The sequence below is a fragment of the Actinoallomurus vinaceus genome (assembly GCF_039542055.1).
Taxonomy (GTDB): domain Bacteria; phylum Actinomycetota; class Actinomycetes; order Streptosporangiales; family Streptosporangiaceae; genus Actinoallomurus; species Actinoallomurus vinaceus.
Window position 1 is genome coordinate 204,774 of sequence record NZ_BAABHK010000018.1, and the last position, 24,181, is coordinate 228,954.

Below are 24,181 nucleotides of genomic sequence, written 5' to 3' on the forward strand. Positions count from 1 at the left end.
TACCTGTCAGTTCGCCTTGTGGGGCACCTGGGCGCGGCTTGACGGAATGTCATTGTCCACGCCGCCCGTCACCGTCGTCTGCGGGAACTTCTTGAGCACCTCTTCCGGAGTCATCACCTTGGAATCGCCCGGGTACGGCCGCTTCCAGCCGGTCGTGGCGTACCACGTGAGCCGGTTGAACGGAGCGAACGCCAGCTGGTCCTCGGACTTGAAGTTCTGCTTCTCGGACCAGGCGAGCCAGGCCTTCTGCATCGGGTCCGTGGCCTGCGCCGCCGTCCCGTTCATCGTGTCGAGCGGGATCTGGTTCGGCAGCGCGGTGTACGGGGTGAAGTCGGGCCGGTCGGTGAACGCCCCGTACATCGGCTCGGCCGCCATGTCGAGCTGGTTCATCGGCGGAAGGCCGAGGATCTGCTCGATCGTGCGGACGACGTTGAGCTGGCTGTAGTAGGTGTGGTCGACCGCGCCGCGCTTGGCGTACGGGCTGGCGATCAGCGTGACGTTGCGGTGGCCGTCGACGTGGTCGATGCCGTTCTGGGAGTCGTCCTCGACGACGAAGACCGCGCTGTCCTTCCAGTACTTCGAGTGCGAGATCGCGTCGATGATGCGGCCCGTCGCCAGGTCGTTGTCGGCGACCATCGCCGACGGCGTCGGGTAGCCCTTGTTCAGGCCGTTGGTGTGGTCGTCCATCACCCACAGCATGTTGAGCGCGGGTAGCTTCCCGTTCTTCTCGTACTGCTGAAGGTCCCGCGTGAACAGGTCCGCGCGGTACTGGTCGGGGATGTTCGTCTGGAAGTTCGGGAAGTCCCGCGACAGGACCTTGTCGAGCGAGGGCACGTCGGCCGTGGTCTGGCAGTAGCCGACCGGCACGTGCGGGGTGCCCGTCGCCTTGCCCTCGAGAATCTGGGAGTCCTTGTACCAGTCCGCCCACGTGCCGGGGCAGACCGCTCCGCCCGGGGCGTTCCAGAACTCGGCGTACTCGCCCCAGACGTGCGCGGTCAGGCCGTGCGCCTGGGCGTTGTCCCACAGGAACCCGGACTTGGGGTAGACCATCGCGTCTGGCTGGCCGTAGTCGCGGATGTAGTTGGCGTAGGACCGCTCGAGGTAGTCGTTGACGAAGCCGGCGTCCAGCCAGGTGTGACCGACGGCGGAGTTGGTGCCGTCGGAGTACAGGTTGTCGATCAGCGGGAACTGCTGGGCGAGCGCGTGGATGTTCGGCGTGGTCTTCTGGCCGAACTGCGCGTACGCCGGGTTGCCGTTGCCGCGCGGGTCGTCGCCGAGGACCTGGTCGTACGTCCGGTTCTCCTTCACGATCATGAACACGTGCTTGATCTTCGAAGGGTCGCCGACGCGGAGCGGGAGAGCAGTCGGCCGGGTGCGCCGGGAACCCTTCTGGTTCCGGGCCCGCAGGCCGAGCCACTGGTTGTTCCGGAAGACCTGAGCGGTGTACTTGGCGATCTGCGCCCGGGTCGGCCGGTCGACGAGACCGACGGTGCCGACGTCGGCGTACACCTGGCGGCCGGTCGCGGGCGTCGTGCCCGGTCCCTCGCTGATGGTCCCGTCCTTGCCGAGCGCACCGACGCCCGCCTGGTTCGCGACGACGAGCTTGTTCAGCGTGGCGTTCCAGTGGAGCGTTCCCGGGTACCAGGCCGTCGGGATCAGCCCGTCGAAGGCGACCGGCCGGCGCGCGCCGCGGTACTCGTACACCGCGAGGGCGTTGTTCCGGCCGAGGCTGACGACGAGGTGCGACGGGTCGAGGAACTCCAGCGCGTTGGGCGAGCTGCCGAACGGCTGGCCGGGCAGCGGGTTGACGTTGAACGTCTGGGTGACCCGCTGGGCGGCCGTGTCGATGACGGACACCGTGTCGTCGCTGGAGTTGGTGACGAGCACCTCGGTGCCGTGCGCCAGCATGCTGCTCGGGTCCAGGCCCAGCCGGTACGTCTTGACGACCTCGTTCGTGGCGAGGTCGACCTCGGAGACGGTGCCGGTGCTCGCCCGGCCGTCGACCTTGTCGGCGACCACCGGCGAGTCGTAGCTGAGGTTGGTGACGTCGCCGTCGGCCGGCTTACGGCCGCCCTCGTTGCTGACGAAGGCGTGGTTCCCCACGACGACCACGTCCCGGGGCGCGACGCCGACGGACGTCTGGGCGGTCAGCGTACTCGTGGCGGGGTCGAGTACGCCGAGCCGGTCCCATCCGTCGAGCACGACCAGGATGTGGCTGCCGTCCGGGGTCCAGGCCAGGTCCGTCGGCAGGGGCTGTGCCGCGGCACCGGTGGCGTCCTTCGGAACGTTCGCGTCGGCCGGGAGCTTGATGACGCTCGGGCTGCTCAGCGTGCCGTCGGCGGCGACGGCGAACTTCAGGACGTCGCTGCCCTGGGCGGCGTAGAGGGTGTTGCCGTCCTGGGAGTAGAGCAGGCCGCCGACGCCGACGTTGCCGCTCCCGGTTCCCTTCGGCGGGGTGTACTGCTGCACGACCTTCTGGCCGACCAGATCGACGACCGTGAACAGGCCCGCACCCGATTTGGTCAGGTCGACGGCGGTCTTGCCGTCCGGGCGTACGGCCAGGTCCATCGGGCGGCCGGACTGTTCGATGCTTACGCCTGCGGGGGTGACATATTGGTTGTCGGGGGTGAGTACGGAACCGTCAGCCTGCCGTCCGACCAGGTGGTCGGCCAGCGGTTTGTTCTGGCTGGTCACGCCCGCGGCGAAAGCCGCCGTGGATGTGGCCAGGGCCATGGCAATGCCGAGTACCGGCATTGACAGGAGCCTTCGGGCCATGGATTCCTCCTGACGCATGGCCTGCCGGGCGGCAGACCAATCCGCCGGAGAAATCTAGACCGGTAACAGCCGTCACGCCTCCCCCGTGAGGTGCAGAACACCTTAACTATGGTGGCCGAAATAGGCCTTTAAATCCGGTTTTAAAACGATCACTCGATGTCCGGCGCGTCACCGGCCGTTCATCCGCTGGCTACTTCCGGCGGAAGACGTCCTCGATTCCGCCGTTCCACGCGACGGTGAGTGTCCTGGCCCCGGCACCGAGCGCCGCACGGCCGGCGGTCCGGTCACGAGCACCGTTCGCGCACGTCAGCGCGATGCGCATCGCCGCGTCGACCGTCCCGGTGCAGAAGTACGGGGCGTTCAGCGCCGCCGCGCCACGGAAGAGGTAGAGGGCCACCCGGGTGTTACCGCTCCGGGCGACCCACGTGCCGTCGGCCGCGGACTTCCGCTCCGCTCCCGGGTGGACCCCGTTGATCGTCGGAGCGGATCCGGTGCCCTGCGTACGCCCCGCCGTACGGCCCGGGCCGGTGGCGGCGTGGCCTCCCTGGACGGACGGGGGAACGGCCGTCGGCGTCGCGTCGTGCCCGGAGCCGCCGCAGCCCGCCACCGCCACGGCGAGCACCGTCACGGCGAGCGCCGGCGTCACGGTGCCGTGCCGTCCTCGCATCCTGTCCTCCCGCTGCGCGATTCCGTGCTTCCGACGCAGAGCCTGCGACCGGCGAGCCCGCGACGAGCCCGGACGTCCCGGCGGTCCCGAGGGCCGAGCCGCCGATGGGGGCACGGGACGGCCGACGGGTCCCGCCGAGACGGGGCGTCCGCCGCGAAGGGCCGATGCGGCGCCGGCCGGCGGCCAGCGCCCCATCGACGCGGCCTAGTGCCGGGCCTTCACCTTGACGGTGACCTTCTTCGGTGCCTTGACGTGCTTCTTGCTGCCCGCCTTGGCCTTCGGCTGCGGCCGGAGGCCGGCGACGAGCTTGGACAGCACCGACGTGGACGCCGTGGACCGCAGGGCCGGAGTGTCGGCGGGGTTGATGCCGGCGCCCAGGCTCATGACGCCGACGAGGTTCATCGCGTTGTTCGCCGAGCCCGCCGGCAGGCCCATCATCAGGTTGATGACGCCGTCGAGGATCGAGCCGGGGCCGCATCCCTTGGCGGCGGGCACCGCGATCTTGTTGTTGATCTGGATCGGGTACGGCGACCAGCCGAGCGACGGGTCGCCGGCCCCGCCCGGGACGAGAACGGTCGGGGTCAGGCTCGTCGTGATCGGACCGATGACGCAGTTCGAGCCGAGCAGTTGGTTGTTGAGGTGGACGTTCAGCTGCGCGGTCGCCTGGATGCCGCCCTGGCCGAGCTGGACGGTGATCGGCGCCGCCAGCGACTGGGTGACGGTGAGCCGGTTGAACGGCAGCATCGCCGCCGGGGTCTTGCCCAGGATGGGGCCGATCAGCGGCAGCTGCCCGATGAGGCCGCCGGGGACCTCGACGGGCTGCGACACCAGCTGCTCCCCCATGACCGGTGCGTGCAGGACGCTGCCCGGGCTCAGCGAGGTGATGTACCCGGTGACGCGGATGGCGTTCGGCGGCAGGTCCAGGGCGAAACTACCGATCTTCACGCTGCCGCCGGAGGTCACCTGGGTCTGGCAGGTGGTGTTCTGCGGGCACTGACTCTGGAACTTCGCCGCGACCCGCGGCGTGCTGCCCGAGGCGAGCGGCGGGGCGGCCGGGTGCGGCGAACCGGTCGGCGGCGACGCCGGGTCGAGGCTGCCGACGACACCTCTGCCCGACTCGCTGAACCACAGTCTTCCGCCGGGGCCGGAGGTGATCCGCATCGGCGTGGACAGGGTGGCCGGAAGCGGGTACTCGCTGACGGCCCCCGACCCGGGGTCGACGCTGCCGATGTTGCTGGCGGCGGCCTCGGTGAACCAGATCAGGCCGTCCGGGCCGACGGTGATGCCCATCGGCGCGGAGTCGGCGGTGTTCACCGGGTACTCGTCGATGTTGCCCGTGGCCGGGTCGAGCCGGCCGATCTTCCCGACGCCGGGCTCGGTGAACCAGAGGCCTCCGTCGGGGCCCTTGACGATCCCGCCGAGGGTCGGCGAGCCCGAGCCCGCGGACGGCGGGTAGTAGGCGGTGACCGCGCCGGTCGCCGGGTCGAGCCGCCCGATCGAGCCGTCCGTCCCCGTGTACCAGATGGCGCCGTCGGGCCCGGCCGCGAGGCCGTAGACGGCCGCACCGGCGGTGGCGTACGCGGTGACGGTGCCCGAGGCGTCGATCCGGCCGATCGCCGTCGCCGAGACGCCGCCGAACCACATCGCGCCGTCCGGACCGGCGACGATGTCGGTGAGCCTCCCGCCCGCGAAGTTGACGTCCGTGGTCGTGGGGACCTCGAACAGCGTCGTCTTCCCGGTCGCCGGATCGACGTACCCGACCCGCGGGACGTCGACGGAGGAGTCGGTGAACCAGAGCCGCCCGCCCGGCCCGGCGGCCATCGCGTCGGCCGCGCCGAGCGTCTTCTGCGAGTTGGCGGGAAGGGCGTACTCGGTGACCTTTCCGGCCGAGTCCACCTTTCCGAGCCCGCCGGCGTTCTCGCCGAACCAGACGCTGCCGTTCGGGCCCGCGACCAGGCCCGCCGGGGTGACGTCGGGTACGGGCAATCCGACCTCGGTCACGCCGGCGGCGGCGCCGGCGGGCGAGGTGGGGCTCAAGGCGACCGCGCCGAGCAGGGCCGCCGACGCGAGGACCCCCGCGCGCACACCACGATGGCGCATGCCATCGCCTCCTTGACTGACTTCCCCCGAGGACGACAGGACAGAGCAGGTAATGGGCTACTAGAAACCCATGGGTGTTTCACGTCAAGACGATCAGTACCGCCCGACCGGTTCCGGTCACGTCGCGGTACGCGGAACGGCAGGGGCCGCCGGAAGACGGCCCTCACGAAGGTGTCCGAGGACGGCCCTCGCGGAGAGGGGGCAGGGGCCGCCGGACGGCGGCCCCTGCCCGTCTCGTGTCGCCGTCGGACGTCAGGTGATCGTCACGAGCGGGCTCGTGCTGTAGACGCCGGTCGCGGTGCCGGTCGGGCTGATGCTGCCGCAGGCGGACGTCCCGGAGAACGGCACGCTCGCGTTGGTGAACGTGGCCTTGCCGGTCGTGTTGCTGTAGCTGGCCGTGATCGTCGCCGGAGCGGTCGGCGCGGCGGTCACGGTGCAGCTGGGCAGCGTGCTCGTTGTGACGGTCACGCCGGCCGTGGGGATGGTGATCTTCACCTGGGTCGGGCTCGCCACGGCGGTCAGCTGCCAGCTGCCGTTCGTGTGGTTGGCGGTGATGGTCGCCGTGCCGCCGAAGTTGTCGGTGCAGCCGGTGAAGGTCGGGTCCGGGCTGATGGCGACCGGGCCGTACCCCGACGCCGGGGTGGTGAACTGGATCGTCGAGCCGGTGCAGGTCACCGAGAACGACAGGCCGGACAGGGTACCGGCGAACTTCACGCTGGTGCTGGTGGCGGTGATCGCGGTGCTGGCCGGGCTGACGCCGGCCGCGTAGGCGGTGCCGCCCATCATCGCGACCAGGGCGCCCGCCCCGGTGATGGTCAGGGCGAGTTTCGCCGTCTTGGGGATCATGCGCTGTACCTCTCGTAAAAAGGGGACCGGGAACCGGCGTCGCCGGTCTCGGGTGGCGGGGTTGGTGGCGGGGAGTACCGATAGAGAGAGTTGGATCAGGCGGGGGATGTGAGTCACGGCCTCCTTCCGGTCAGTTCGCGTGGGCTCCCGCTCCGACGCTGAGGATCGCGGTGAGGTCGAGGGTGTTGCCCGAGGTCGAGGGCAGGCCCATGGTCGAGTTGATGACGCCGTCGAGGATTCCGCCGAGGCCGCAGCCTGCGGCCTTCGGCACGGCGAGGGTGTCGTCCTTGATCTCGACGTTCAGGGGCTGCCAGCCGAGCTGCGGGTCGTGCGCCGAGCCGCCGGACCGGTCCGTCGGTCCCAGCTTCGCGGTGATCGGGCCGATGACGCAGTTGCTGCCGAGCAGCGTGTTGTTGAGGTGGATGGTCAGCGAGGCGGTGGCCTGCAGACCGCCGGGGCCGAAGCCGACCGTGATCGGCCCGGCCAGGGACTGGGTGATCGTCAGCTTGTTGAACGGCAGCATCGCCGCGGGCGTCATGCCGAGAATCGGGCCGATCAGGGGCAGGGTGCCGATGATGCCTCCCGGCACCTCGACCGGGACCGACTCCAGCTGGGAGCCGGTGAGGGGCGGCTGGAGGACGATCGAAGCGCCGCTGAGCGAGGTGACATAGCCGGTGACGCGCAGCGCGCCGGAGGGCATCGTCTGGCTGAAGCTGCCGATCTTCACGCTGCCGCCCGTCGTCAGCTGGGTCTGGCAGATGATCGCGGTGGTGGGGCAGCGGCCCTGGAACGACGCTGCGATCCGCGGGCTGGTCCCGTCGACGATGGGCGGGGCCGCGGCGTGCGGCGAGCCCGAGGGCGGTGAGGCGGGGAGGAACCGGCCGACGTTGCCCGTTCCCGACTCGGTGAACCACAGCGCTCCGCCGGGGCCCTTGATGATCCGCGTCGGCGCCGACAGGGCGCTCGGCAGCGGATACTCGGTGATCTTCTTGGTCGAGGGGACGATCCGGCCGACGTTGCCCGCGGCCGCCTCGGTGAACCACACGTTGCCGTCCGGGCCGGCGGTGATGCCCTCGGGCCCGGAGTTCGCGGTGGGCACGGCGTACTCGGTGATGGCGCCGGTGCCGGGCACGATCCGGCCGATCTTCGCCACCCCGGGCTCGGTGAACCAGAGGGCGCCGTCGGGTCCGGCCGTGATGCCGCCGGCCGCCGGGTTACCGGTCCCGGAGGAGTCCGGCGAGTAGGTCGTCACGTCGCCCGTGGCCGGGTCGAGACGCCCGATCGATCCGCCGTTCGTGTCGGTGAACCACAGCGCCTTGTCCGGCCCCGTCGTGATCGCGTACGGCGACAGGCCGACGGTGGCGTAGGCGGTGACCGCGCCGGACGAGGTGACCCGGCCGACCGCGCTGGACGCGCCGCCGGCGAACCACATGGCACCGTCCGGACCTGCGGTGATGTCGGTGAGCTGGCCACCCGCGAAGCTCACGTCTCCGGTGGTCGGCACCTCGTACGTCGTCACCGCCCCGGCGGCGGAGACCTTGCCGACGCGCGGCACCGCGGTGGACGCGTCGGTGAACCACACCGTGCCGTCCGAGGCGGTCGCGGCGCCCTCGGGGACGGCCACGTTCTGCTGCGAGTTCGCCGGGACGGCGAACTCCTTCAAGACGCCGAGGGCGTCGACGCGGCCGAGGCCCTGCGCGTGCTCGGCGACCCACACGCTGCCGCTCGGCCCGGTCGTCAGGCCGAGCGGCGTGCTGTCCGGAACACTCAGCGCGGTCTCGGTGACCGTGCCCGCGGCGGCCTCGGCCGGGACGTACGGGAGTGCCACGACGAGCGCGGCCAGCAGGAACACTCCCGCTCTGGATCCACGATGGCGCATGCCACCGCCTCCTTGGGACTCATCCCCCGAGGACGACGTTGGGCCCGAAACCTGTCGGTAACAAACGAGCTTGCTTGAAATAGAAACCGTATGGTGTCTCATGTCAACCACAGCCGGGACAACGGCCGGATCCGGCCGCCGCCGGATCGGGATCGGCGGCCCCTCACCGTTTACGCCCACCCCGGCAGGCGATAGACAGCCACCTAAGGTGCCCACCGACGAGAGATCAGCCCATGCGCGAAGGAACCCCGAGGGCCGGGCCGGACGCCGTCCCGCCACCGGCCGAACCCGGCCACCCTCCTCGACGCCGGCCGAGACCGGGCTCGCCCGATGCGACGGACGCCGGGCAACGAGCCCGGCTCATCGACGCGCTCGTCACCGTCGTCGCCGAGAAGGGCTATTTACGGACCACGGTCGGCCAGGTCGAGTCCACGGCCGGCCTCCCCGAGAACGCCTTTAACGCGCATTTCCGCGATCTCGACGAATGCTTTCTGGCCGCGTACCGGCGCGGGACCGAGGTACTGCTGGCCGGCGTGGAGGCCGCCTATCGGGCGGAGCCGTCATGGCCTGCCGGGATCAGGGCCGGCCTTCGGGTGGTGCTGGAGCTGGTGGCCGCCGAACCGGCCTTCGCGCGAACGTGCCTCATCGAGGCCAGCGTCGCCGGCCCACGGGTCCACCGGGCACGACTCGCCTTCCTCGCGAAGTTCCGCTCGTACTTGAGCGGTCCGGACGTTCCCCAGGTACCCGATGTCATCCGCGACGCCGTCATCGGCGGCGTTTACACAATGATTTACAACTACGTGGAGAGCGACCGGACCGCCGAACTCCCCGGCCTCCTGGATCCCTTGACCGATTTCACGTTGATGTTCTTCCGCGGTTAGGGCTCCCGGTCGAGCCGCACCGCTCAGGGCTCCAGATCGAGCTGGGCCGCCGCCTCTTCGCGGCCGAGCGGCAGCAGCGCGAAGTAGACGAGGGAGGGGAGCAAAGCGGGCAGCCGATCCCCCTCCCCCGCCTCCACCGCGCCGTAGACCGCTCCATAGATCCCGCCGATGATCGCGTCGATGACGACCGTGGGAAGCGACGGCAGGTCGTAGGCGGGATCGGTGAAGTACCGCCGGAAGCTCGCGAGGTGCTCGATCCGCGCCTTGCGCAGCCGGGGGCCGGCGGCGTTCACCTCGACCAGGGCGGCCCGGGCGAACCGCGGCTCGGCGGCCAGGACCTCGAGCATCACCCGGAGCCCCGCACGGATGCCCTCGGGCCAGGACGGCGCGGCCCGGTAGGCGTTCGTCATCCGGTCGAGCAGGATGCCCGTCCCACGCTCGTACGCGGCGAGGAAGCAGTCGTCCATCTCGGTGAAGTGGACGTAGAACGTCTTCTTGGTCACCCCGGCGGCTTCGGTGATCTTCGCGATGGTCGTCCGCGCGTAGCCGTGCTCCGCCACCACCTGGACGAACGCGTCGATGAGCCGGTCGCGCTGGATGCCGGCGACCGTCTCCGGCGGCAGCCCGTGCCGCCCGGGCTTGATGGCCCGGCCGGGCTCGCGGGCGGATCGGGATCCCGGGAGGGCCGGCTCCGCACCGGTCGCCGCCGGAAGGGCCGGAGCGTCACCGGTCGTCACCGGCCGTTCGGACTGCCTCGACATGAATCCGCGCGTTTCTCCCGATGCCGGAAAGCCGGCGCTCACCTGGTGTCCGGCTCACACTACTTGCGGTACCCGAAGCCGAAAGGCTACCTCCCGCATGCCGGGAACGCACGAGGCATGGGCCGAACCCGGCCTCAGCACGTGGTTTCGAACCACCGATGGCCGGGCCTCGCACCATCGCGCGGTCCCGGCGCCTCTCCGGCGGTCGTGACGTCATCGGCCCGCCGTCCGATCCCGGCCGCCACCCAGGGACACCGGTCGCCACCGCACAGCCCACGAAACACCGCGATAACACGCCTGTAAAACGACCATTGCGTGTCCGCAATCCGGCTTCTATCGTGTGGGGCACCGCGGTTCCCTCTTCCCCGCAACAGTCGAATTGACGTCGAAGCGCTTCGACGCTTATTCGACAGAGAGGTGATCGAATGAAAGCGGCGCGATTCTCGGTGCCCGCATTGGTCCTCACCCTGCTATGCCTCGTGTGGTCCGGGACCGCCCAGGCGGCGACCTGGTCGTCCTCCGACCAGTGGGGCACCTGGTCCAACGGCGGCTACACCCTCTACAACGACGTCTGGGGCAGCGGAGCCGGCCCGCAGACGATCTGGGCCAACTCCTACAGCAACTGGGGCGTGTGGGCGAACCACCCGAACACCGGGGGCATAAAGTCCTATCCCAACGTCTCGACGTCCATCAACAGGTCGCTGAGCTCGCTCGGCTCCCTCAAGAGCAGCTTCAACGTCACGGTCCCGGGCTCCGGAGCGTACGAGTCGGCCTACGACATCTGGGCCGACAACAACGCGTACGAGATCATGCTCTGGATGAACAAGACCGGCGCCGTGGGGCCGCTCGGGTCGTACCAGACCAGCGTCTCGGTCGGCGGCCACTCCTGGAGCGTCTACAAAGGCAGCAACGGCTCGAATCAGGTGTTCTCCTTCGTTCGGTCCGGCAATACCTCCTCCGGCAGTGTCGACATCCGCGCCGTACTCAACTGGATCAAGAGCGCCGGCTGGTTCGGCAATATCACGGTCGGAAACGTGCAGTTCGGGTACGAGATAACGTCCTCGAGCGGCGGCCTGAATTTCACGACCAATAGTTACTCGGTGTCGTCCAGCTGACGAACGCGGAAAACGGGTGAGGGCCCGCCCCCGATCGGCCGGCCCTCACCCGTGACCCCTCTGGTGGCCGGCGGGCCGCGTGGCCCACCGCCACGACGCCTCCACTCAAGGCCCGCCCGCGAGCCCGGCCGTTGTCAAGCGTTGATACGAAGATCGTCACGCGTTATACATAGCAAGATCATCCGAAGCGCCGGCCGGCGCAGATGTGGAGGCAGCACGTTGAACGATCTGCTTACCCTGGAACCCCGCGAAGCGGGAGCCGACGAGATGGAACCCACCGTCGACTTCTCCGACACCGTCCGGCCGCAGGGTGACACGACCTGGTCCATGGCCGGTGGAGACAGCACCTGGGCGATGGCCGGTGGAGACAGCACCTGGGCGATGGCCGGGGACAGCACCTGGGCGATGGCCGGTGGAGACAGCACCTGGGACATGGCCGGGGACAGCACCTGGGCGATGAGCCGCTAAGGACAAGAGGTCCGGCATGCTCCCCTGGCGTTATGGCATTGGTGGCTGAGATGCAGGAAAGGGACACCGACGTCATCGAAAAGATCGTCAGGGAGCATGTCCGGGCCGGCCATGGAGTTCACGTCGGCCCGACGTGGCTGACGGTGAATCCCGACGGGGTCCGGCTGGCCGAGCACGGTTGGAAACTGCATGTCTCCTCCCGGTCGGCGACCTTCGCGGAACTGGTGGAGAGGCTTCTTCCCCGGTTGCTCGCCGAGGGGTGTGTCTTCAAGCTCGCGCGCTCACGCCGGGTACTGCAGAGGCTGAACGACGGGCACAGCTCCCCGGCGACCGTCGGCAAGGCCTTCACGATCTATCCGGACCAGCGGCGCGTCCGGGAGCTGGGCCTTGAGCTGGCCGAGCTCCTTCGTGGCCATCAGGGACCACGAGTGCTCAGCGACCGGCGGGTGGACCAGGACGCACCCGTGTATTACCGCTACGGCCCGCATCAGAAGCCGGCGGACTCCGGCCGAGGACGGTTCGTCGCCCGGATCGACGGGCCCGACGGTGAGGCGTTCGAGGGGATCGCCGGCCTTCGATACGAACAGCCGGCCTGGGCCGTCGATCCGTTCACCGGCCGACGTGCGAATGAAGAGGCCGCCCTGACGGAGCCGATGGTTCTGGGCCACCATTACCGGGTCGTCACGGGAATCTTCGAATCCGCGCGCGGCAACGTCTATCGCGCCATCGATCAGCGCGACGGGACGAACGTCGTGATCAAACAGGCCCGCGCCCTGGTGGACGAAACGGAGGACTTGGGCGACATCCGGGTACGCCTGCGCAACGAACGCCGTGTCCTCCAGGCGCTCAAGGATCGCCCCGGGATTCCGCGGTTTCTGGATCACTTCCGGCACGGGCAGGACGAGTTCCTCGTGACCTCCGACGTCGGCCCCTTCAACCTCGCCGAAGACGTCGCCCGCGACGGGCCGTACCCGATCGGGTCAGATCAGGGCGCCGGCGACGGGCGTTCCCTCGAACGGCTCGGCAGCGGACTCGCCGAGATCCTCCTGGATCTTCACGCGCGCGGCGTCGTCATGCGCGACCTTTCGCCGAGGAACGTGGTGATCGACGGCGACCGGATCAGCCTCATCGACTTCGGCGTGGCGGGCTTCGACGGTCTGTACCTCTCCGGAGGCACGAGGGGCTACGCGCCGACGCGGCAGTGGCGCGGCGAGCCGCCGCGGGACACCGATGACCTGCACGCCCTCGCCATGACGCTGCTGTTCGCGACGTGGGGTCTGCGCCCGGTCACGTTGGGAGACGACGCCGATCTGCCCCGCCGGCGCGCCCTTCAGGCGATCCGATCCGCATACGGCGAGGAACCGGCCGGAATCATCGGCGTCATCGTGGACCTGTTCGGCGGCGACGACGCCGCCCGGCGCGCACTGCGGCGGCTCGCGACCGAGGAGATCTCCGCGCGGACCCCGGGCGAGCAGAAGGTGAGACGGGCCGGGTTCCTGCCTGAGCCCCCGACCGTCACCCCCGAACTCGCAACGGACATCGTGGGGAACCTTCTCGCCGATCTGGTCGGCCAGGCGCGCGAACTCCTGACCGGCTCCGCGAGGGCGCGCAGCGCCGAGGTCCACCGCGGGATGGCGGGTATCGGCCTCGAACTCCTGGAGCATGTGGGCGAGCCGGGTGTTGCGGACTGCCTGCGCGATCTCGCGGCGGCCACCGCGCGCGCCGCGCCTCACCTGCCGCCGGGGTTGTTCCACGGCCGGACGGGGATCGACGTCTTCCTGAGCCGGGCGCGCGACCACGGCGTCGAGTTCTCCGGCGATCATCTCCCCGCCTACATCCCGGATGCGGAGTGGCAGCCGGAAGGGCTCGACCTGATCTCCGGGGCCGCCGGTGTGGGGATCGGTCACCTTCTGCTGTCGGATCACGATGGCGACCCGGCTCATGGCGCCATCGTCCAGCGGTGCGTGCGGTACGTCATGGACGGCGGCGGACCCGGTTCCATGGCCGACGGATCCCGGCCGTACGGTGCGACCTCCGTCGACCCTTTCGCGGGGCTGGCGCGCGGTGACGCGGGCGCGATCGAACTGCTGCTCGGTGCCGGCGAGCGCACCGGCGACCGTCGTCTGTTCACCGAGGCCGCCAAGCGCACCGAGCGGTTGTCCGAATACGCGGGTTCCTGGGTACGGCGTGTGCGCGACGGATCCGCGCCGCCGCTCGCCCTCTCGTGGTGTCGGGGCCTCGCCGGCATCGCGCACACGCTGCTCCACGCGGGCGTGGCGCTCGAGAATCCGACGCTGACCGGCCTCGCCGGGGAGGCCGGCGCGGCGATGGAGCTCTGCCTGCCCCGGATCGGCGTACTCGATCAGTGCTGCGGCGCGGCCGGCATCGGCGACGCGCTCATCGATCTCGCCGTCCTCGACGATGATCCGCGGCGCTGGGACGCCGCACGCGCCGTCGCCGTGCAGATGCTGCTGCGCAGCGCCGGTCCGACCGACCACCCGGTCTTCGTCAAGGACCCGGGCGAGGCCGGTGCCGCCTCCCTGGCGACCGGCCTGGCCGGGATCCTGGGCTTCTTCCGCAGGCTCGCCCGGCAGGGCGGCGAAACGGCCCTTCCCGTGCCCGGCATGACGACGAGAACAGCCTTGGAGGCTCCTTGAACACTCCAGAGGTCCGCACCCGTGAAGGTCTCGCGGAAGACCAGGGGCCCGAAGGTCGCCAGGAGGATCGGGCGGAGCGGTCCGGTCCTCGCATCGGTGACGCGATCGGGGACATGCTGCGCGACGCCTACCAGGCGTCTCTGACGCAGAACGCCGCGCCGGTCGTCCAGATCGTGGAACGCGACGACGGCCTGGTGAAGGCCCTTCCCGTCGCGCCCTGGATCGCCCCCGTCGAGCAGTGGCCGGACGAGGAACGCCGAGCATTGGACCTGCTCAAGGGCAAGGTCCTGGACATCGGCGCCGGCGGAGGACGAGCCGCACGCGCCCTGCTCGACCGAGGCCACGACGTCACCGCGATCGACATCTCCCCTGGCGCGCTCGACGTGTGCCGGCAGCAGGGGATACGGTCCGTCCTTCGCACCACGGTCGACGAACACGCCGCGACCGGGGTGCGATACGACGGCTTCCTGCTCCTGGGCGCCAACCTCGGCCTGCTGGAAAGCCGCGAGCGGGGCCCGCGGTTCCTTCGGGCTCTGGCCGCGATGGCCGCACCCGGTGCCGTCATCGTCGGCCACGGCAACAACGCGACCGATTCGAGCGACCCACTGCAACTGCCCTACAACGAACGGAGCCTGCGGGCAGGCCGCATCGCCGGACAGCGCACCCTGCGGATCCGCTACCGCGACGTGGCGACGCCCTGGTTCCACTACCTGTGCCTCGCTCCACGCGAACTCGCCGAACTCACCACCGGCACCGGCTGGGAACTCGCGGACACCACCTATTTCAAGGACTCGACGACCGCCTACATCGCCACCCTCCGCCGAAAGGGCTGACCCTCGGCGGGGTGCCACCGGGCCCGTCGGACTGTTGTTTCAGATGCGATGGTTTGGGCGGTTGCGTGCGGAGCACAGCAGCCACATGCGGACGGAACAGATCCCCGACGAGACGCTCCGTCATCGCTGGAAGGCGCTGGCGATCTGCCTGGTCGCGGCGTTCATGACGCTGCTGGACGTCAGCATCGTCAACGTCGCGCTGCCGTCCATCCGCTCCGGCCTGCACGCGTCGCCGGACGGGCTGCAGTGGATCCTCAGCGGATACGCCCTGACGTTCGGCCTGACGCTGGTGCCGGCCGGGCGGCTCGGTGACGCGCGCAGCCGGCGGGCGGTCTTCATGGCCGGCCTCGTGGTCTTCACCCTGGCCAGCGTCGCCGCCGGCGTCGCCCAGAACATCGTCTGGCTGGTCGTCGCCCGGCTCGTGCAGGGTATGGCCGGGGGGCTGCTGAACCCGCAGATCGCAGGGCTGATCCAGGTGATGTTCCGCGGACCGGAGCGGGGCCGGGCGTTCGGGAGTCTGGGCGCGACGATCGGCATCGCCACCGCCGCCGGCCCGATCATCGGCGGCGCGCTGATCGCGCTCGCCGGTACGCAGGAGGGCTGGCGATGGGTGTTCTACGTCAACGTCCCGGTCGGGCTGATCGCGCTGCCGCTCGCCTGGCGGCTGCTGCCCGCGCCGAGCCGGACACCCCGCCCGCAGAGCCTGGACCCGGTCGGCGTCGTGCTCCTCGGCGTCGGCGTGGTGGCGCTGCTGCTCCCCCTCGTCCAGGAGCAGCAGTGGCACGGGCGGGCGAAGTGGCTGCTGGTGCCCGTCGCGGCCGTCATGCTGGCGATCTTCCTCGGCTGGGAGCGGCGGCACCGCGAGCCGATGATCGACCTGAGCCTGTTCCGCCGCCGCTCGTACGCCCTCGGCTCGGCGATCGCGCTGCTGTACTTCGCGGGCTTCACCGCGATCTTCTTCATCTTCACCCTCTACCTGCAGAACGGCCTGCACTACAGCGCGCTCATGGCCGGCCTGGCGATCACGCCGTTCGCGGTCGGGTCGGGTGTCGCCGCGACCGTCGGCGGCCGGATCGTCTCGCGGTTCGGCCGGCCGCTGGTGGCGGCGGGCCTCCTGGTCGTCGCCGCCGGGCTGGCGGCCGTCCTGCTGGCCGTCCACGCCGACCCGGGCCGGCACGTGGCCCTGGCCACCGCCGCGCCCTTCCTCCTCGCCGGGCTCGGCAGCGGCCTGGTCATCGCGCCCAACCAGACGATCACCCTGTCGGAGGTGCCGCCCGAGGGCGGCGGCAGCGCGGCGGGCGTCCTCCAGACCGGCCAGCGGATCGGCACCTCCGCCGGCATCGCGGCGGTGGGCGCGGTGTTCTTCGCCGCGGTGACCGGCACACGCGGCGACTGGGCGACGGCCTTCCAGCGCGGGCTGCTCGTCGTCCTCGCGTTCGTGCTCGCCGCCCTGTGCGCCGCGGTCGCCGACCTGGTCATGGGCCGCCGCGAGACTCATCCGCGGCACGCCCGCCAGGCCCGGGACCGCCACCCCGTCACGGGCGGTTAGCCGAGAAGAGCCGGGGTAAGGCAGCGCGCATGGTGGAGATCACGCTCCGGGTGAACGGCACGGAACACTCCGTGAGCATCGACACCCGCGTCTCACTGCTGGACCTGCTGCGCGAGCGCCTTGGCCTGACCGGTTCCAAGAAGGGCTGCGATCACGGCCAGTGCGGCGCGTGCACCGTGCTGATCGACGGACGGCGGGCCAACGCGTGCCTCGCCCTGGCCGTCGCGCAGGACGGCCGCGAGATCACGACGATCGAGGGCCTGGCCGACGGATCCGACCTGCACCCGCTCCAGGCCGCGTTCATCGCGCGCGACGCCTTCCAGTGCGGGTACTGCACCCCGGGCCAGCTCTGCTCCGCGGCCGGGATGCTGGCCGAAGGGGGGCCGAGCGCGATCACCGGCGACCTCGCCGCCGATCCCCCGCTCACGCGGGAGGAGATTCGCGAGCGCATGAGCGGCAACCTGTGCCGGTGCGGCGCCTATGTCAACATCGTGACCGCGATCGAGGACGTGTCCGGGTGAAGCCGTTCGAGTACACGCGGGCCCGCGACGCGGCGGAGGCGGTGGGCGCGTACCGGCCGGGCAGCATGTACCTCGGAGGCGGGACCAACCTGGTCGACCTGATGCGGCTGGGCGTCGCCCGGCCGGATCTTCTCGTGGACGTGAGCCGTCTCCCGTACGACCGGATCGAGGAGGCCGACGGGGGCCTGCGCGTCGGCGCCGCGGTGCGCAACACCGACCTGGCCGTCCACCCGGTCGTCCGCGCGCGCTACCCGATGCTGGCGCGGTCCGTGCTGTCCGGGGCGTCCGGGCAGGTCCGCGCCATGGCGACGGTCGCCGGCAACCTGCTGCAGCGGACCCGCTGCCCGTACTTCCAGGACGTTTCCAAGCCGTGCAACAAGCGCGAGCCGGGGTCGGGCTGCCCGGCGATCGACGGCCACCACCACAACCTGGCGATCCTCGGGTACTCCGAGCACTGCGTGGCCACCCACCCGTCGGACCTGGCCGTGGCGCTGGCCGCCCTGGACGCGCGCGTGCTCGTCACCGGCCCGGGCGGCGACCGCGCGATCCCGATGCCCGGGCTGCACCGGCTGCCGGACGACCGGCCGGACCGCGACACGGTGCTGGAGCCCGGCGACCTGATCACGACGGTGGAACTGCCGCCGCCCCCTCCGGGCGTCTCCCGCTACCGGAAGGTCCGCGAACGCGCGTCGTTCGCGTTCGCCCTGGTCTCCATCGCCGCGGTGCTCGACGTGAGCGATGATGGAACGGTCCGTGACTGCCGGCTGGCGCTCGGCGGCGTCGCGCACGCGCCCTGGCGGGCGTATCGCGCCGAGGAGGCGCTGCGCGGCGCTCCGGCCCGCGCGGAGGAGTTCGCGCGGGCCGCCGACGCGGAGCTCGCGCAGGCACGGCCGCTGGCCCACAACGGCTACAAGGTGCCGCTGGCCCACAATCTGATCGTCCGCACGCTGCAGGAGCTGCTGTGAACCGCGTCGAGGGTCTGGACAAGGTGACCGGGCGGGCGACGTACGCCTACGAGCACACCGTCCCGGGCGTCGCGTACGCCCACGCCGTCCCGTCGACGATCGCGCGCGGGCGGATCCGGTCGATCGACACGGCGGCGGTCCTGGCGATCCCCGGCGTGCTCGCCGTCCTGTCCGGCGACGATCCCCCGGAGCTCGGCGAGGACGTCGATCCGGAGCTGCGGCTCTTCCAGGGCCGTACGGTCGCCTATCACGGGCAGATCGTCGCCGCGGTGGTCGCCGAGACGCTCGAGATCGCCCGCGACGCCGCCGGCGCCCTGCGGATCGAGTACGACGCCGAGCCGCACGACGTGCGGCTGCGCCCCGACCACCCCGGGCTGTACCGCCCGGAGACGGTCAACCCGGGGCTGCCGACCGACGTGGAGTACGGGGACGTCGCGGCCGGTCTGGCGAGTGCGGTGGTCACGGTGGACGCGACGTACACGACGCCGGTGCTGCACAACAACCCGATCGAGCCGCACGCCGCGCTCGCCGTCTGGGAGGAGGACGGCGGGCTGACGGTGTACGACTCCACTCAGGGCGCGTCCGCGGACCGGGACGCGATCGCGGCGGTGCTCCGCCTGCCGCCCGAACAGGTGCGGGTGGTCTCCCCGCACGTCGGCGGCGGGTTCGGGTGCAAGGGCACGACCCGGCCGTCCGCGATCCTCGCCGCCCTCGCCGCGCGGGCGGCGGGCCGGCCGGTCAAGGTCGCGGTGACGCGGCAGCAGATGTTCGACGTCACGGGGTACCGCACGCCGACGATCCAGCGGCTGCGGCTGGGCGCGGACGCCGTGGGGCGGCTCACCGCCGTGGCCCACGACATCGTCGAGCAGACCTCGACGGTCCGGGAGTTCGCCGAGCAGACGGCGGCGGGAACGCGGGTGATGTACGCGACGCCCAACCTGCGGACGACGCACCGGCTGGTCCGGCTGGACGTGCCGACGCCGTCGTGGATGCGCGCGCCCGGCGAGTGCCCCGGCATGTACGCCCTGGAATCGGCGATGGACGAGCTCGCGCACGCCGCCGGGATGGACCCGATCGAGCTGCGCGTCGTCAACGAGCCGGACACCGAGCCGGAGAGCGGGCTGCCGTTCAGCTCCCGCAACCTGATCGCCTGCCTGCGGGAGGGCGCCCACCGCTTCGGCTGGGATCCGCGCCATCGCGACCCGGGCGTCCGCCGGGACGGCCGGTGGCTCGTCGGCACCGGCGTCGCCGCGTCGACGTACCCCTCCCGGCGCAGTGCCGCGCAGGCGGACGCCGCGATCGACGGGGACGGTTTCGTCGTCCGGATCGCCGCGGCCGACATCGGCACCGGCGCCCGTACCGCGCTGACCCGGATCGCGGCGCAGACCCTCGGCGTCTCCCCCGACCGGGTACGGGTCGAGGTCGGTGACAGCGCGCTGCCGAGGGCCCCGCTCGCGGGCGGATCGATGGGCACCGCGTCCTGGGGCTCCGCCGTCGTGAAGGCGTGCGAGGGACTGCTGAAGAACGGTGAGCACGGCACCGGCGACACCACCGAGGACGTCGAAGCCGACTCGAAGCTCGCGCGCCACGCGTTCGGGGCGCAGTTCGCCGAGGTCCGCGTCGATGTGGACACCGGCGAGGTGCGCGTGTCGCGGCTGCTCGGAGTGTTCGCGGCCGGGCGGATCGTCGACCCGGTCCTCGCCCGCTCCCAGTTGATCGGCGGCATGACCATGGGCCTCGGCATGGCCCTCATGGAGGGGACCGTCGTCGACGAGCGGTTCGGCGACTTCCTCACCGACGACCTCGCCCAGTACCACGTCGCCGCCTGCGCCGACGTCCCCGACGTCGAGGCCGTCTGGATCGACGAGGACGATCCGCACCTCAACCCCATGGGTGCCAAGGGCATCGGGGAGATCGGCATCGTCGGCACCGCCGCGGCGATCGCCAACGCGGTCTTCCACGCCACCGGCCGGCGCGTACGCGACCTGCCCATCACCCCCGACAAGCTCCTAGGGAGGAGTTCAGATGACCGAGCGTGATCTTCCGGACCGGGGGCAGCCCGGACGTCCGGAGGAGGTCGTCCACCCCGACCCGGTGACGGACGAGACTCCGGGCATCGAGGAGCCCGAAGCCGACTTCATCGAGCAGCACCGACGGGACGACGAAGAGGACTCCGAGGAACCGCCGCTCGTGGCGGAGATCCCCCTCGATGCCAACGAGGCGGACGTGGTCGAACAGCGGACCACCGTGCCACCCCTCGACGAGGACTACCCGTGATCTCACGCGTTTGACGACGCCGCCTCGGGTAGGGGTGGCAGGCATACCGGATCCGATACGCCGGGTCTCGCCTGGTGAGGAGGTCATGAGATGTCCGAAGGACTGTACGGCGGCGGAGGAGGGGCGGACTCGTTCGAGGAGTTCCTGTCCCGATTCTTCGGCGCGGGCATGCCGAAACGGCCCTCGAACCGTGTGAACATCGCGCGCTTCATGACCGAAGGCGCCCGCGAACTCGTGCGCGACGCCGCCGTCAAGGCGGGCGAATGGGGCAGCCCCGACCTCGACACCGACCACCTGTTGTGGGCCGCGACCCGCCAGGAGGTGACCCGGCACGTTCTGGACCGCGCCGGCGCCGACCCGGAGGCGCTCGCGCGCCAGGTCGAGCAGGAGGTAAGCCGCGGTCCGGCCCGCCAGACCTCCGCGCAGCTCACCCCCTCGGCCAAGCGCGCGCTGCTGGACGCCCACCAGATCTCCCGTTCCGCGGGGTCCTCCTACATCGGCCCGGAGCACATCCTGTTCGCACTCGCGGTCAACCCCGAGTCGCCGGCCGGGCGCCTGCTGCACGACGCGCGGATCACCCCGGAGTCGCTGCAGTCGGCGGTGAGCGGCGGCCCGCCCGGCGGCGGCACCGCCGGCCGCCCCCCGTCCGACACGCCGACGCTGGACGAGTTCGGGCGCGACCTCAGCGCGATGGCCGCCGAGGGGAAGATCGACCCGGTCGTGGGCCGCGACGAGGAGATCGAGCAGACCGTCGAGGTGCTGTCCCGGCGGACGAAGAACAACCCCGTCCTGATCGGCGATCCCGGGGTGGGCAAGACCGCCATCGTCGAGGGCATCGCCCAGCACATCGCCGACGGCGAGGTCCCCGAGACCATCCGGGGGAAGCGGCTGATCCAGCTGGACCTGGCCGGGCTGGTGGCCGGCACCCGCTACCGGGGGGACTTCGAGGAACGGCTGAAGAAGGTCGTCGACGAGATCAGTACGCACGGCGACGAGCTCCTCGTGTTCATCGACGAGATCCACACGATGGTGACGGCCGGCGGGTCCGAGGGCGGCATGACCGCCGGGAACATGCTCAAGCCCGCCCTGGCCCGCGGCGAACTGCACGTCATCGGCGCGACGACCGTCGACGAGTACCGCAAGAACATCGAGAAGGACGCCGCGCTCGAACGCCGGTTCCAGCCGATCCTGGTGCCCGAGCCGAGTTCGGAGGACACCGTCGAGATCCTGTGCGGGCTGCGGGACCGGTACGAAGCCCACCACCAGGTCCGGTTCACCAACGAGGCGCTGGTCGCGGCGGTCGACCTGTCGAGCCGGTACCTCACCGACCGGTTCCTGCCGGACAAGGCGATCGACCTGATCGACCAGGCCGGCGCCCGCGTCCGGCTGCGCACCAAGACGCCCGGCCGCGACGTACGACGGCTCGAGGAGGAACTGGACCAGCGCCGCCGCGAGAAGGACCAGGCCGTCGCCGACGAGAAGTACGAGAAGGCCGCCTCGCTCCGCGATGAGATCGCCGAACTCGGACGGCACGTCGCCTCCGCGACCGGTGGCGGAGGCACCGGCTCGGTGCCCGAGGTCACCCCCGAGGACATCGCCGAGGTGGTGTCACGGATCACCGGGATCCCGGTCGCGCAGCTCACCGTGGAGGAGCGCGAGCGCCTGATCCGGCTGGAGGAGCACCTGCACCAGCGGGTGGTGGGCCAGGACGAGGCGGTCGGCGCGGTCGCCGAGGCGGTACGCCGGTCCCGCGCCGGGCTCGGCGACCCGAACCGGCCGATCGGCAGCTTCCTGTTCCTCGGGCCGACCGGCGTGGGCAAGACCGAGCTGGCCCGCGCGCTGGCCGAGGCGCTGTTCGGCAGCCAGGACCGCATGGTGCGCTTCGACATGAGCGAGTTCCAGGAACGGCACACGGTCAGCCGGCTGATGGGCGCGCCTCCCGGCTACGTCGGGTACGAGGAGGCCGGCCAGCTCACCGAGGCCGTGCACCGCCGCCCGTACTCCGTGGTGCTGCTCGACGAGATCGAGAAGGCGCATCCGGACGTCTTCAACGTCCTGCTGCAGCTGCTCGACGACGGGCGGCTCACCGACGCGCAGGGCCGTACGGTCGACTTCCGCCACACCGTCATCATCATGACCAGCAACCTCGGCTCCGACGTCATCGGCACCGGCGGGCTCGCCGCCGGGTTCTCCGACCGCGTCGGGGAGGACGCGTCACTGCGCGACCGGGTCATGCTGCGGCTGCGGGAGGCGTTCCGGCCGGAGTTCCTGAACCGCATCGACGAGATCATCGTCTTCCGCCGCCTCGACGCCGAGCAGCTGCGGCAGATCACCGACCTGCTGCTGGACGAGACCCGGCGCCGCCTGCGCGCCCAGGACCTGTCGATCGAGTTCACCAAGGAGGCGGTGGACTGGCTGGCGCGCCGTGGCTACCAGCCGGAGTTCGGGGCACGGCCGCTGCGACGCACGATCCAGCGGGAGGTCGACAACCGCCTGTCCAGCCTGCTGCTCGGCGGCCGGCTCAACCCGGGCGACGAGGTACGCGTGACCGTCCACGAGGACCGGATCGACTTCGAGATCACGAACACGCGGAGTGGATCGGCCGCCGACGCTGAATACCCGAAATCCTGATTCCGGCCACGGTTGACGGGTTTCCCCAGACAGGACCATCCTCGGAGAGTGAACGCGCCTGGCCGAAACGTCGTCGGCCACGTGGCGTGAACGGCGTTTACGGCGCCGTCCGGCAGCCGCCCGCCCCGGTGAGCTCGCCGGTGCGGCGGGGGAGGATGGTCGCAATGACGGATCCGCGCTGGCGCGAGCTTTCTCCTGCCGATCCGGTCATGGTGCGCGCCGCGCGGGCGCACCTGACGGGAGAGTTCTCCCGCGGTGTCGACCGGCTGATGTGGGAGACCCACGAGCGTCCCCTCGGAGACGTCCAGAGCGTGCGCGCGGTCATCCAGGCCGCGTCCGGCGGGGGCGCGGTGGACGTGACCGGTCTCGGGGCCGCGCTGCTGCTCATCCGGGCCATCCGGCTGGACGTCGACCGGCTGGAGTGGGAGCTGCTCGAGTCGGCGCGCGCCGCGGGTCTGGGCTGGGAGTCGATCGCCGCCGTCATGGACCTCTCGGGAGCGGCCGAGGCGCAGGAGCGACACCGGTGGCTGGACTCACGGCGGGCCGAGCCGGCGGCACCGGCCGAGCGCCTCGACCTGTCCGCTCCGGACGGCGTCCCGCGCGCCGAACGCATGCGCCTGCCCTGACGGGGCGCCGCGTTCGGCCCGGTCACTCCGGGCCGCAGGCGGCGGCCCGTTCGAGGAGCACCATGCGCTCGCGATCGTTGCGGGTCAGGGACGCCGCGCGCTCGAACTCGGCACGGGCCTCGTCGCGCCGGCCGAGCCGCTCCAGGAGGTCACCGCGCACGCTCGGCAGCAGGTGGTACCCCTTCAACGCCGGCTCCCCGGTCAGCCCCTCGACGATCTCCAGGCCACGGTCGGGGCCGTACGCCGCAACCGGAGTAGCCCTCAATCAGCTTCTTGGCCGTGAACGGCCGGGCTTGCGGGCCGGGCGTTCACACCTTGTCGCGCTCCCCGTCGCGGCTGGCTGTCGTGCCGGGGTCGCATCTCCCTTTCCCCTGGTGTTGGGGTCGGGGACGGGCATGCTGACGAATGCCCACGCCACACACGCCCGTTGCCGGATGTTGGTGGCGGCGATGACGTCGGCGGGGCCAGCGAACCCGCACCGACGACAACAGAAGGTATCCCGATCGGGCCGGTTGGCCCGCCGGGTGTGCCCGCACCAAGGCACGGGACACCGCTGAGAGGTGTAAGCCGGATCCACCTCCAGAAACGGCACCCCGGCCCGCAGCGCCTTGTACTGGAGGAAGGTACCGA

General features: G+C 71.1%; 19 protein-coding genes and 1 pseudogene. 12 read left to right on the top strand and 8 right to left on the bottom strand.

Features of this window, described 5'->3' with window-relative positions; translation table 11 throughout:
• Positions 1-6: 6 nt before the first annotated feature.
• The 5 genes from ABEA24_RS43935 to ABEA24_RS43955 form a co-directional block, all read right to left on the bottom strand.
• Positions 7-2,775 carry a bifunctional YncE family protein/alkaline phosphatase family protein gene (locus ABEA24_RS43935; RefSeq protein WP_345439956.1) on the bottom strand — a complete coding sequence of 923 codons (2,769 nt, stop codon included), beginning with the start codon at positions 2,773-2,775 and terminating at the stop codon, positions 7-9.
• A gap of 190 nt (positions 2,776-2,965) precedes the next feature.
• Complete coding sequence (locus ABEA24_RS43940) at positions 2,966-3,442, bottom strand: hypothetical protein (RefSeq protein WP_345439958.1); 477 nt, start codon at positions 3,440-3,442, stop codon at positions 2,966-2,968.
• 204 nt (positions 3,443-3,646) lie between these two features.
• Entirely contained in the window at positions 3,647-5,542 is a 1,896-nt protein-coding gene (locus tag ABEA24_RS43945; protein ID WP_345439960.1) for a Vgb family protein, read from the bottom strand.
• A gap of 252 nt (positions 5,543-5,794) precedes the next feature.
• The gene (locus tag ABEA24_RS43950) at positions 5,795-6,388 is read right to left on the bottom strand and encodes a hypothetical protein (protein WP_345439962.1); all 594 of its coding nucleotides are present in this window, start codon (positions 6,386-6,388) and stop codon (positions 5,795-5,797) included.
• A 130-nt stretch (positions 6,389-6,518) separates the two neighbouring features.
• Positions 6,519-8,267 (bottom strand): Vgb family protein, encoded by a 1,749-nt coding sequence (locus ABEA24_RS43955; RefSeq protein ID WP_345439964.1) that lies wholly within the window; start codon positions 8,265-8,267, stop codon positions 6,519-6,521.
• 233 nt (positions 8,268-8,500) lie between these two features.
• Between ABEA24_RS43955 and ABEA24_RS43960 the strand changes: the two genes are divergently transcribed.
• Positions 8,501-9,148, top strand: a complete 648-nt coding sequence (locus ABEA24_RS43960; RefSeq protein ID WP_345439966.1) for a TetR/AcrR family transcriptional regulator — start codon at positions 8,501-8,503, stop codon at positions 9,146-9,148.
• Between the two features lie 23 nt (positions 9,149-9,171).
• Here ABEA24_RS43960 and ABEA24_RS43965 read toward each other — a convergent pair whose 3' ends face one another.
• Positions 9,172-9,909, bottom strand: a complete 738-nt coding sequence (locus tag ABEA24_RS43965; protein WP_345439968.1) for a TetR/AcrR family transcriptional regulator — start codon at positions 9,907-9,909, stop codon at positions 9,172-9,174.
• Positions 9,910-10,334: 425 nt separating this feature from the next.
• Here ABEA24_RS43965 and ABEA24_RS43970 point away from each other — a divergent pair, with 425 nt between their 5' ends.
• The 11 genes from ABEA24_RS43970 to ABEA24_RS44020 all read left to right on the top strand — a co-directional run bounded on the left by ABEA24_RS43970 (position 10,335) and on the right by ABEA24_RS44020 (position 23,551).
• Complete coding sequence (locus ABEA24_RS43970; protein ID WP_345439970.1) at positions 10,335-11,024, top strand: glycoside hydrolase family 12 protein; 690 nt, start codon at positions 10,335-10,337, stop codon at positions 11,022-11,024.
• 219 nt (positions 11,025-11,243) lie between these two features.
• Positions 11,244-11,492, top strand: a complete 249-nt coding sequence (locus ABEA24_RS43975; protein WP_345439972.1) for a hypothetical protein — start codon at positions 11,244-11,246, stop codon at positions 11,490-11,492.
• A 50-nt stretch (positions 11,493-11,542) separates the two neighbouring features.
• Entirely contained in the window at positions 11,543-14,149 is a 2,607-nt protein-coding gene (locus ABEA24_RS43980; protein ID WP_345439974.1) for a class III lanthionine synthetase LanKC N-terminal domain-containing protein, read from the top strand.
• A complete protein-coding gene (locus tag ABEA24_RS43985; RefSeq protein ID WP_345439976.1) occupies positions 14,146-14,982 on the top strand; it encodes a methyltransferase domain-containing protein in 837 nt (278 codons plus the stop codon). The genes ABEA24_RS43980 and ABEA24_RS43985 overlap by 4 nt, the downstream gene beginning before the upstream one ends.
• Before the next feature lie 85 nt (positions 14,983-15,067).
• Positions 15,068-16,531: an MFS transporter gene (locus tag ABEA24_RS43990; protein WP_345439978.1), complete on the top strand. Its 1,464-nt coding sequence runs from the start codon at positions 15,068-15,070 to the stop codon at positions 16,529-16,531.
• Between the two features lie 29 nt (positions 16,532-16,560).
• On the top strand, positions 16,561-17,052 hold the full coding sequence (locus ABEA24_RS43995) for a (2Fe-2S)-binding protein (protein WP_345439980.1): 492 nt from the start codon (positions 16,561-16,563) through the stop codon (positions 17,050-17,052).
• On the top strand, positions 17,049-18,017 hold the full coding sequence (locus tag ABEA24_RS44000; RefSeq protein ID WP_345439982.1) for an FAD binding domain-containing protein: 969 nt from the start codon (positions 17,049-17,051) through the stop codon (positions 18,015-18,017). The genes ABEA24_RS43995 and ABEA24_RS44000 overlap by 4 nt, the downstream gene beginning before the upstream one ends.
• Positions 18,014-20,056 (top strand): xanthine dehydrogenase family protein molybdopterin-binding subunit, encoded by a 2,043-nt coding sequence (locus tag ABEA24_RS44005; RefSeq protein ID WP_345439984.1) that lies wholly within the window; start codon positions 18,014-18,016, stop codon positions 20,054-20,056. Before ABEA24_RS44000 ends, ABEA24_RS44005 begins: the two co-directional genes overlap by 4 nt.
• On the top strand, positions 20,043-20,294 hold the full coding sequence (locus ABEA24_RS44010; protein WP_345439986.1) for a hypothetical protein: 252 nt from the start codon (positions 20,043-20,045) through the stop codon (positions 20,292-20,294). Before ABEA24_RS44005 ends, ABEA24_RS44010 begins: the two co-directional genes overlap by 14 nt.
• Before the next feature lie 90 nt (positions 20,295-20,384).
• Positions 20,385-22,925, top strand: coding sequence for an ATP-dependent Clp protease ATP-binding subunit (locus tag ABEA24_RS44015; RefSeq protein ID WP_345439988.1), 2,541 nt, complete (start codon positions 20,385-20,387; stop codon positions 22,923-22,925).
• 164 nt (positions 22,926-23,089) lie between these two features.
• Positions 23,090-23,551, top strand: a complete 462-nt coding sequence (locus tag ABEA24_RS44020; protein WP_345439990.1) for a hypothetical protein — start codon at positions 23,090-23,092, stop codon at positions 23,549-23,551.
• Between the two features lie 22 nt (positions 23,552-23,573).
• On the opposite strand, the pseudogene ABEA24_RS44025 reads toward ABEA24_RS44020, so the two are convergent.
• Positions 23,574-23,813, bottom strand: a pseudogene (locus ABEA24_RS44025) (RNA polymerase subunit sigma-24); the annotation flags it as partial.
• A gap of 3 nt (positions 23,814-23,816) precedes the next feature.
• Positions 23,817-24,181 (bottom strand): zinc ribbon domain-containing protein (locus ABEA24_RS44030; RefSeq protein WP_345439992.1); only part of this gene is annotated, 365 nt, incomplete at its 5' end.

Coding starts and splice junctions, on each gene's coding strand:
- ABEA24_RS44010 (WP_345439986.1), top strand. CDS start 20,043: ATGACCGAGCGTGATCTTCCGGACCGGGGGCAGCCCGGACGTCCGGAG.
- ABEA24_RS44015 (WP_345439988.1), top strand. CDS start 20,385: ATGTCCGAAGGACTGTACGGCGGCGGAGGAGGGGCGGACTCGTTCGAG.
- ABEA24_RS43965 (WP_345439968.1), bottom strand. CDS start 9,909: ATGTCGAGGCAGTCCGAACGGCCGGTGACGACCGGTGACGCTCCGGCC.
- ABEA24_RS44020 (WP_345439990.1), top strand. CDS start 23,090: ATGACGGATCCGCGCTGGCGCGAGCTTTCTCCTGCCGATCCGGTCATG.
- ABEA24_RS43955 (WP_345439964.1), bottom strand. CDS start 8,267: ATGCGCCATCGTGGATCCAGAGCGGGAGTGTTCCTGCTGGCCGCGCTC.
- ABEA24_RS43940 (WP_345439958.1), bottom strand. CDS start 3,442: ATGCGAGGACGGCACGGCACCGTGACGCCGGCGCTCGCCGTGACGGTG.
- ABEA24_RS43960 (WP_345439966.1), top strand. CDS start 8,501: ATGCGCGAAGGAACCCCGAGGGCCGGGCCGGACGCCGTCCCGCCACCG.
- ABEA24_RS43995 (WP_345439980.1), top strand. CDS start 16,561: ATGGTGGAGATCACGCTCCGGGTGAACGGCACGGAACACTCCGTGAGC.
- ABEA24_RS43980 (WP_345439974.1), top strand. CDS start 11,543: ATGCAGGAAAGGGACACCGACGTCATCGAAAAGATCGTCAGGGAGCAT.
- ABEA24_RS43950 (WP_345439962.1), bottom strand. CDS start 6,388: ATGATCCCCAAGACGGCGAAACTCGCCCTGACCATCACCGGGGCGGGC.
- ABEA24_RS43945 (WP_345439960.1), bottom strand. CDS start 5,542: ATGCGCCATCGTGGTGTGCGCGCGGGGGTCCTCGCGTCGGCGGCCCTG.
- ABEA24_RS43970 (WP_345439970.1), top strand. CDS start 10,335: ATGAAAGCGGCGCGATTCTCGGTGCCCGCATTGGTCCTCACCCTGCTA.
- ABEA24_RS43935 (WP_345439956.1), bottom strand. CDS start 2,775: ATGGCCCGAAGGCTCCTGTCAATGCCGGTACTCGGCATTGCCATGGCC.
- ABEA24_RS43990 (WP_345439978.1), top strand. CDS start 15,068: ATGCGGACGGAACAGATCCCCGACGAGACGCTCCGTCATCGCTGGAAG.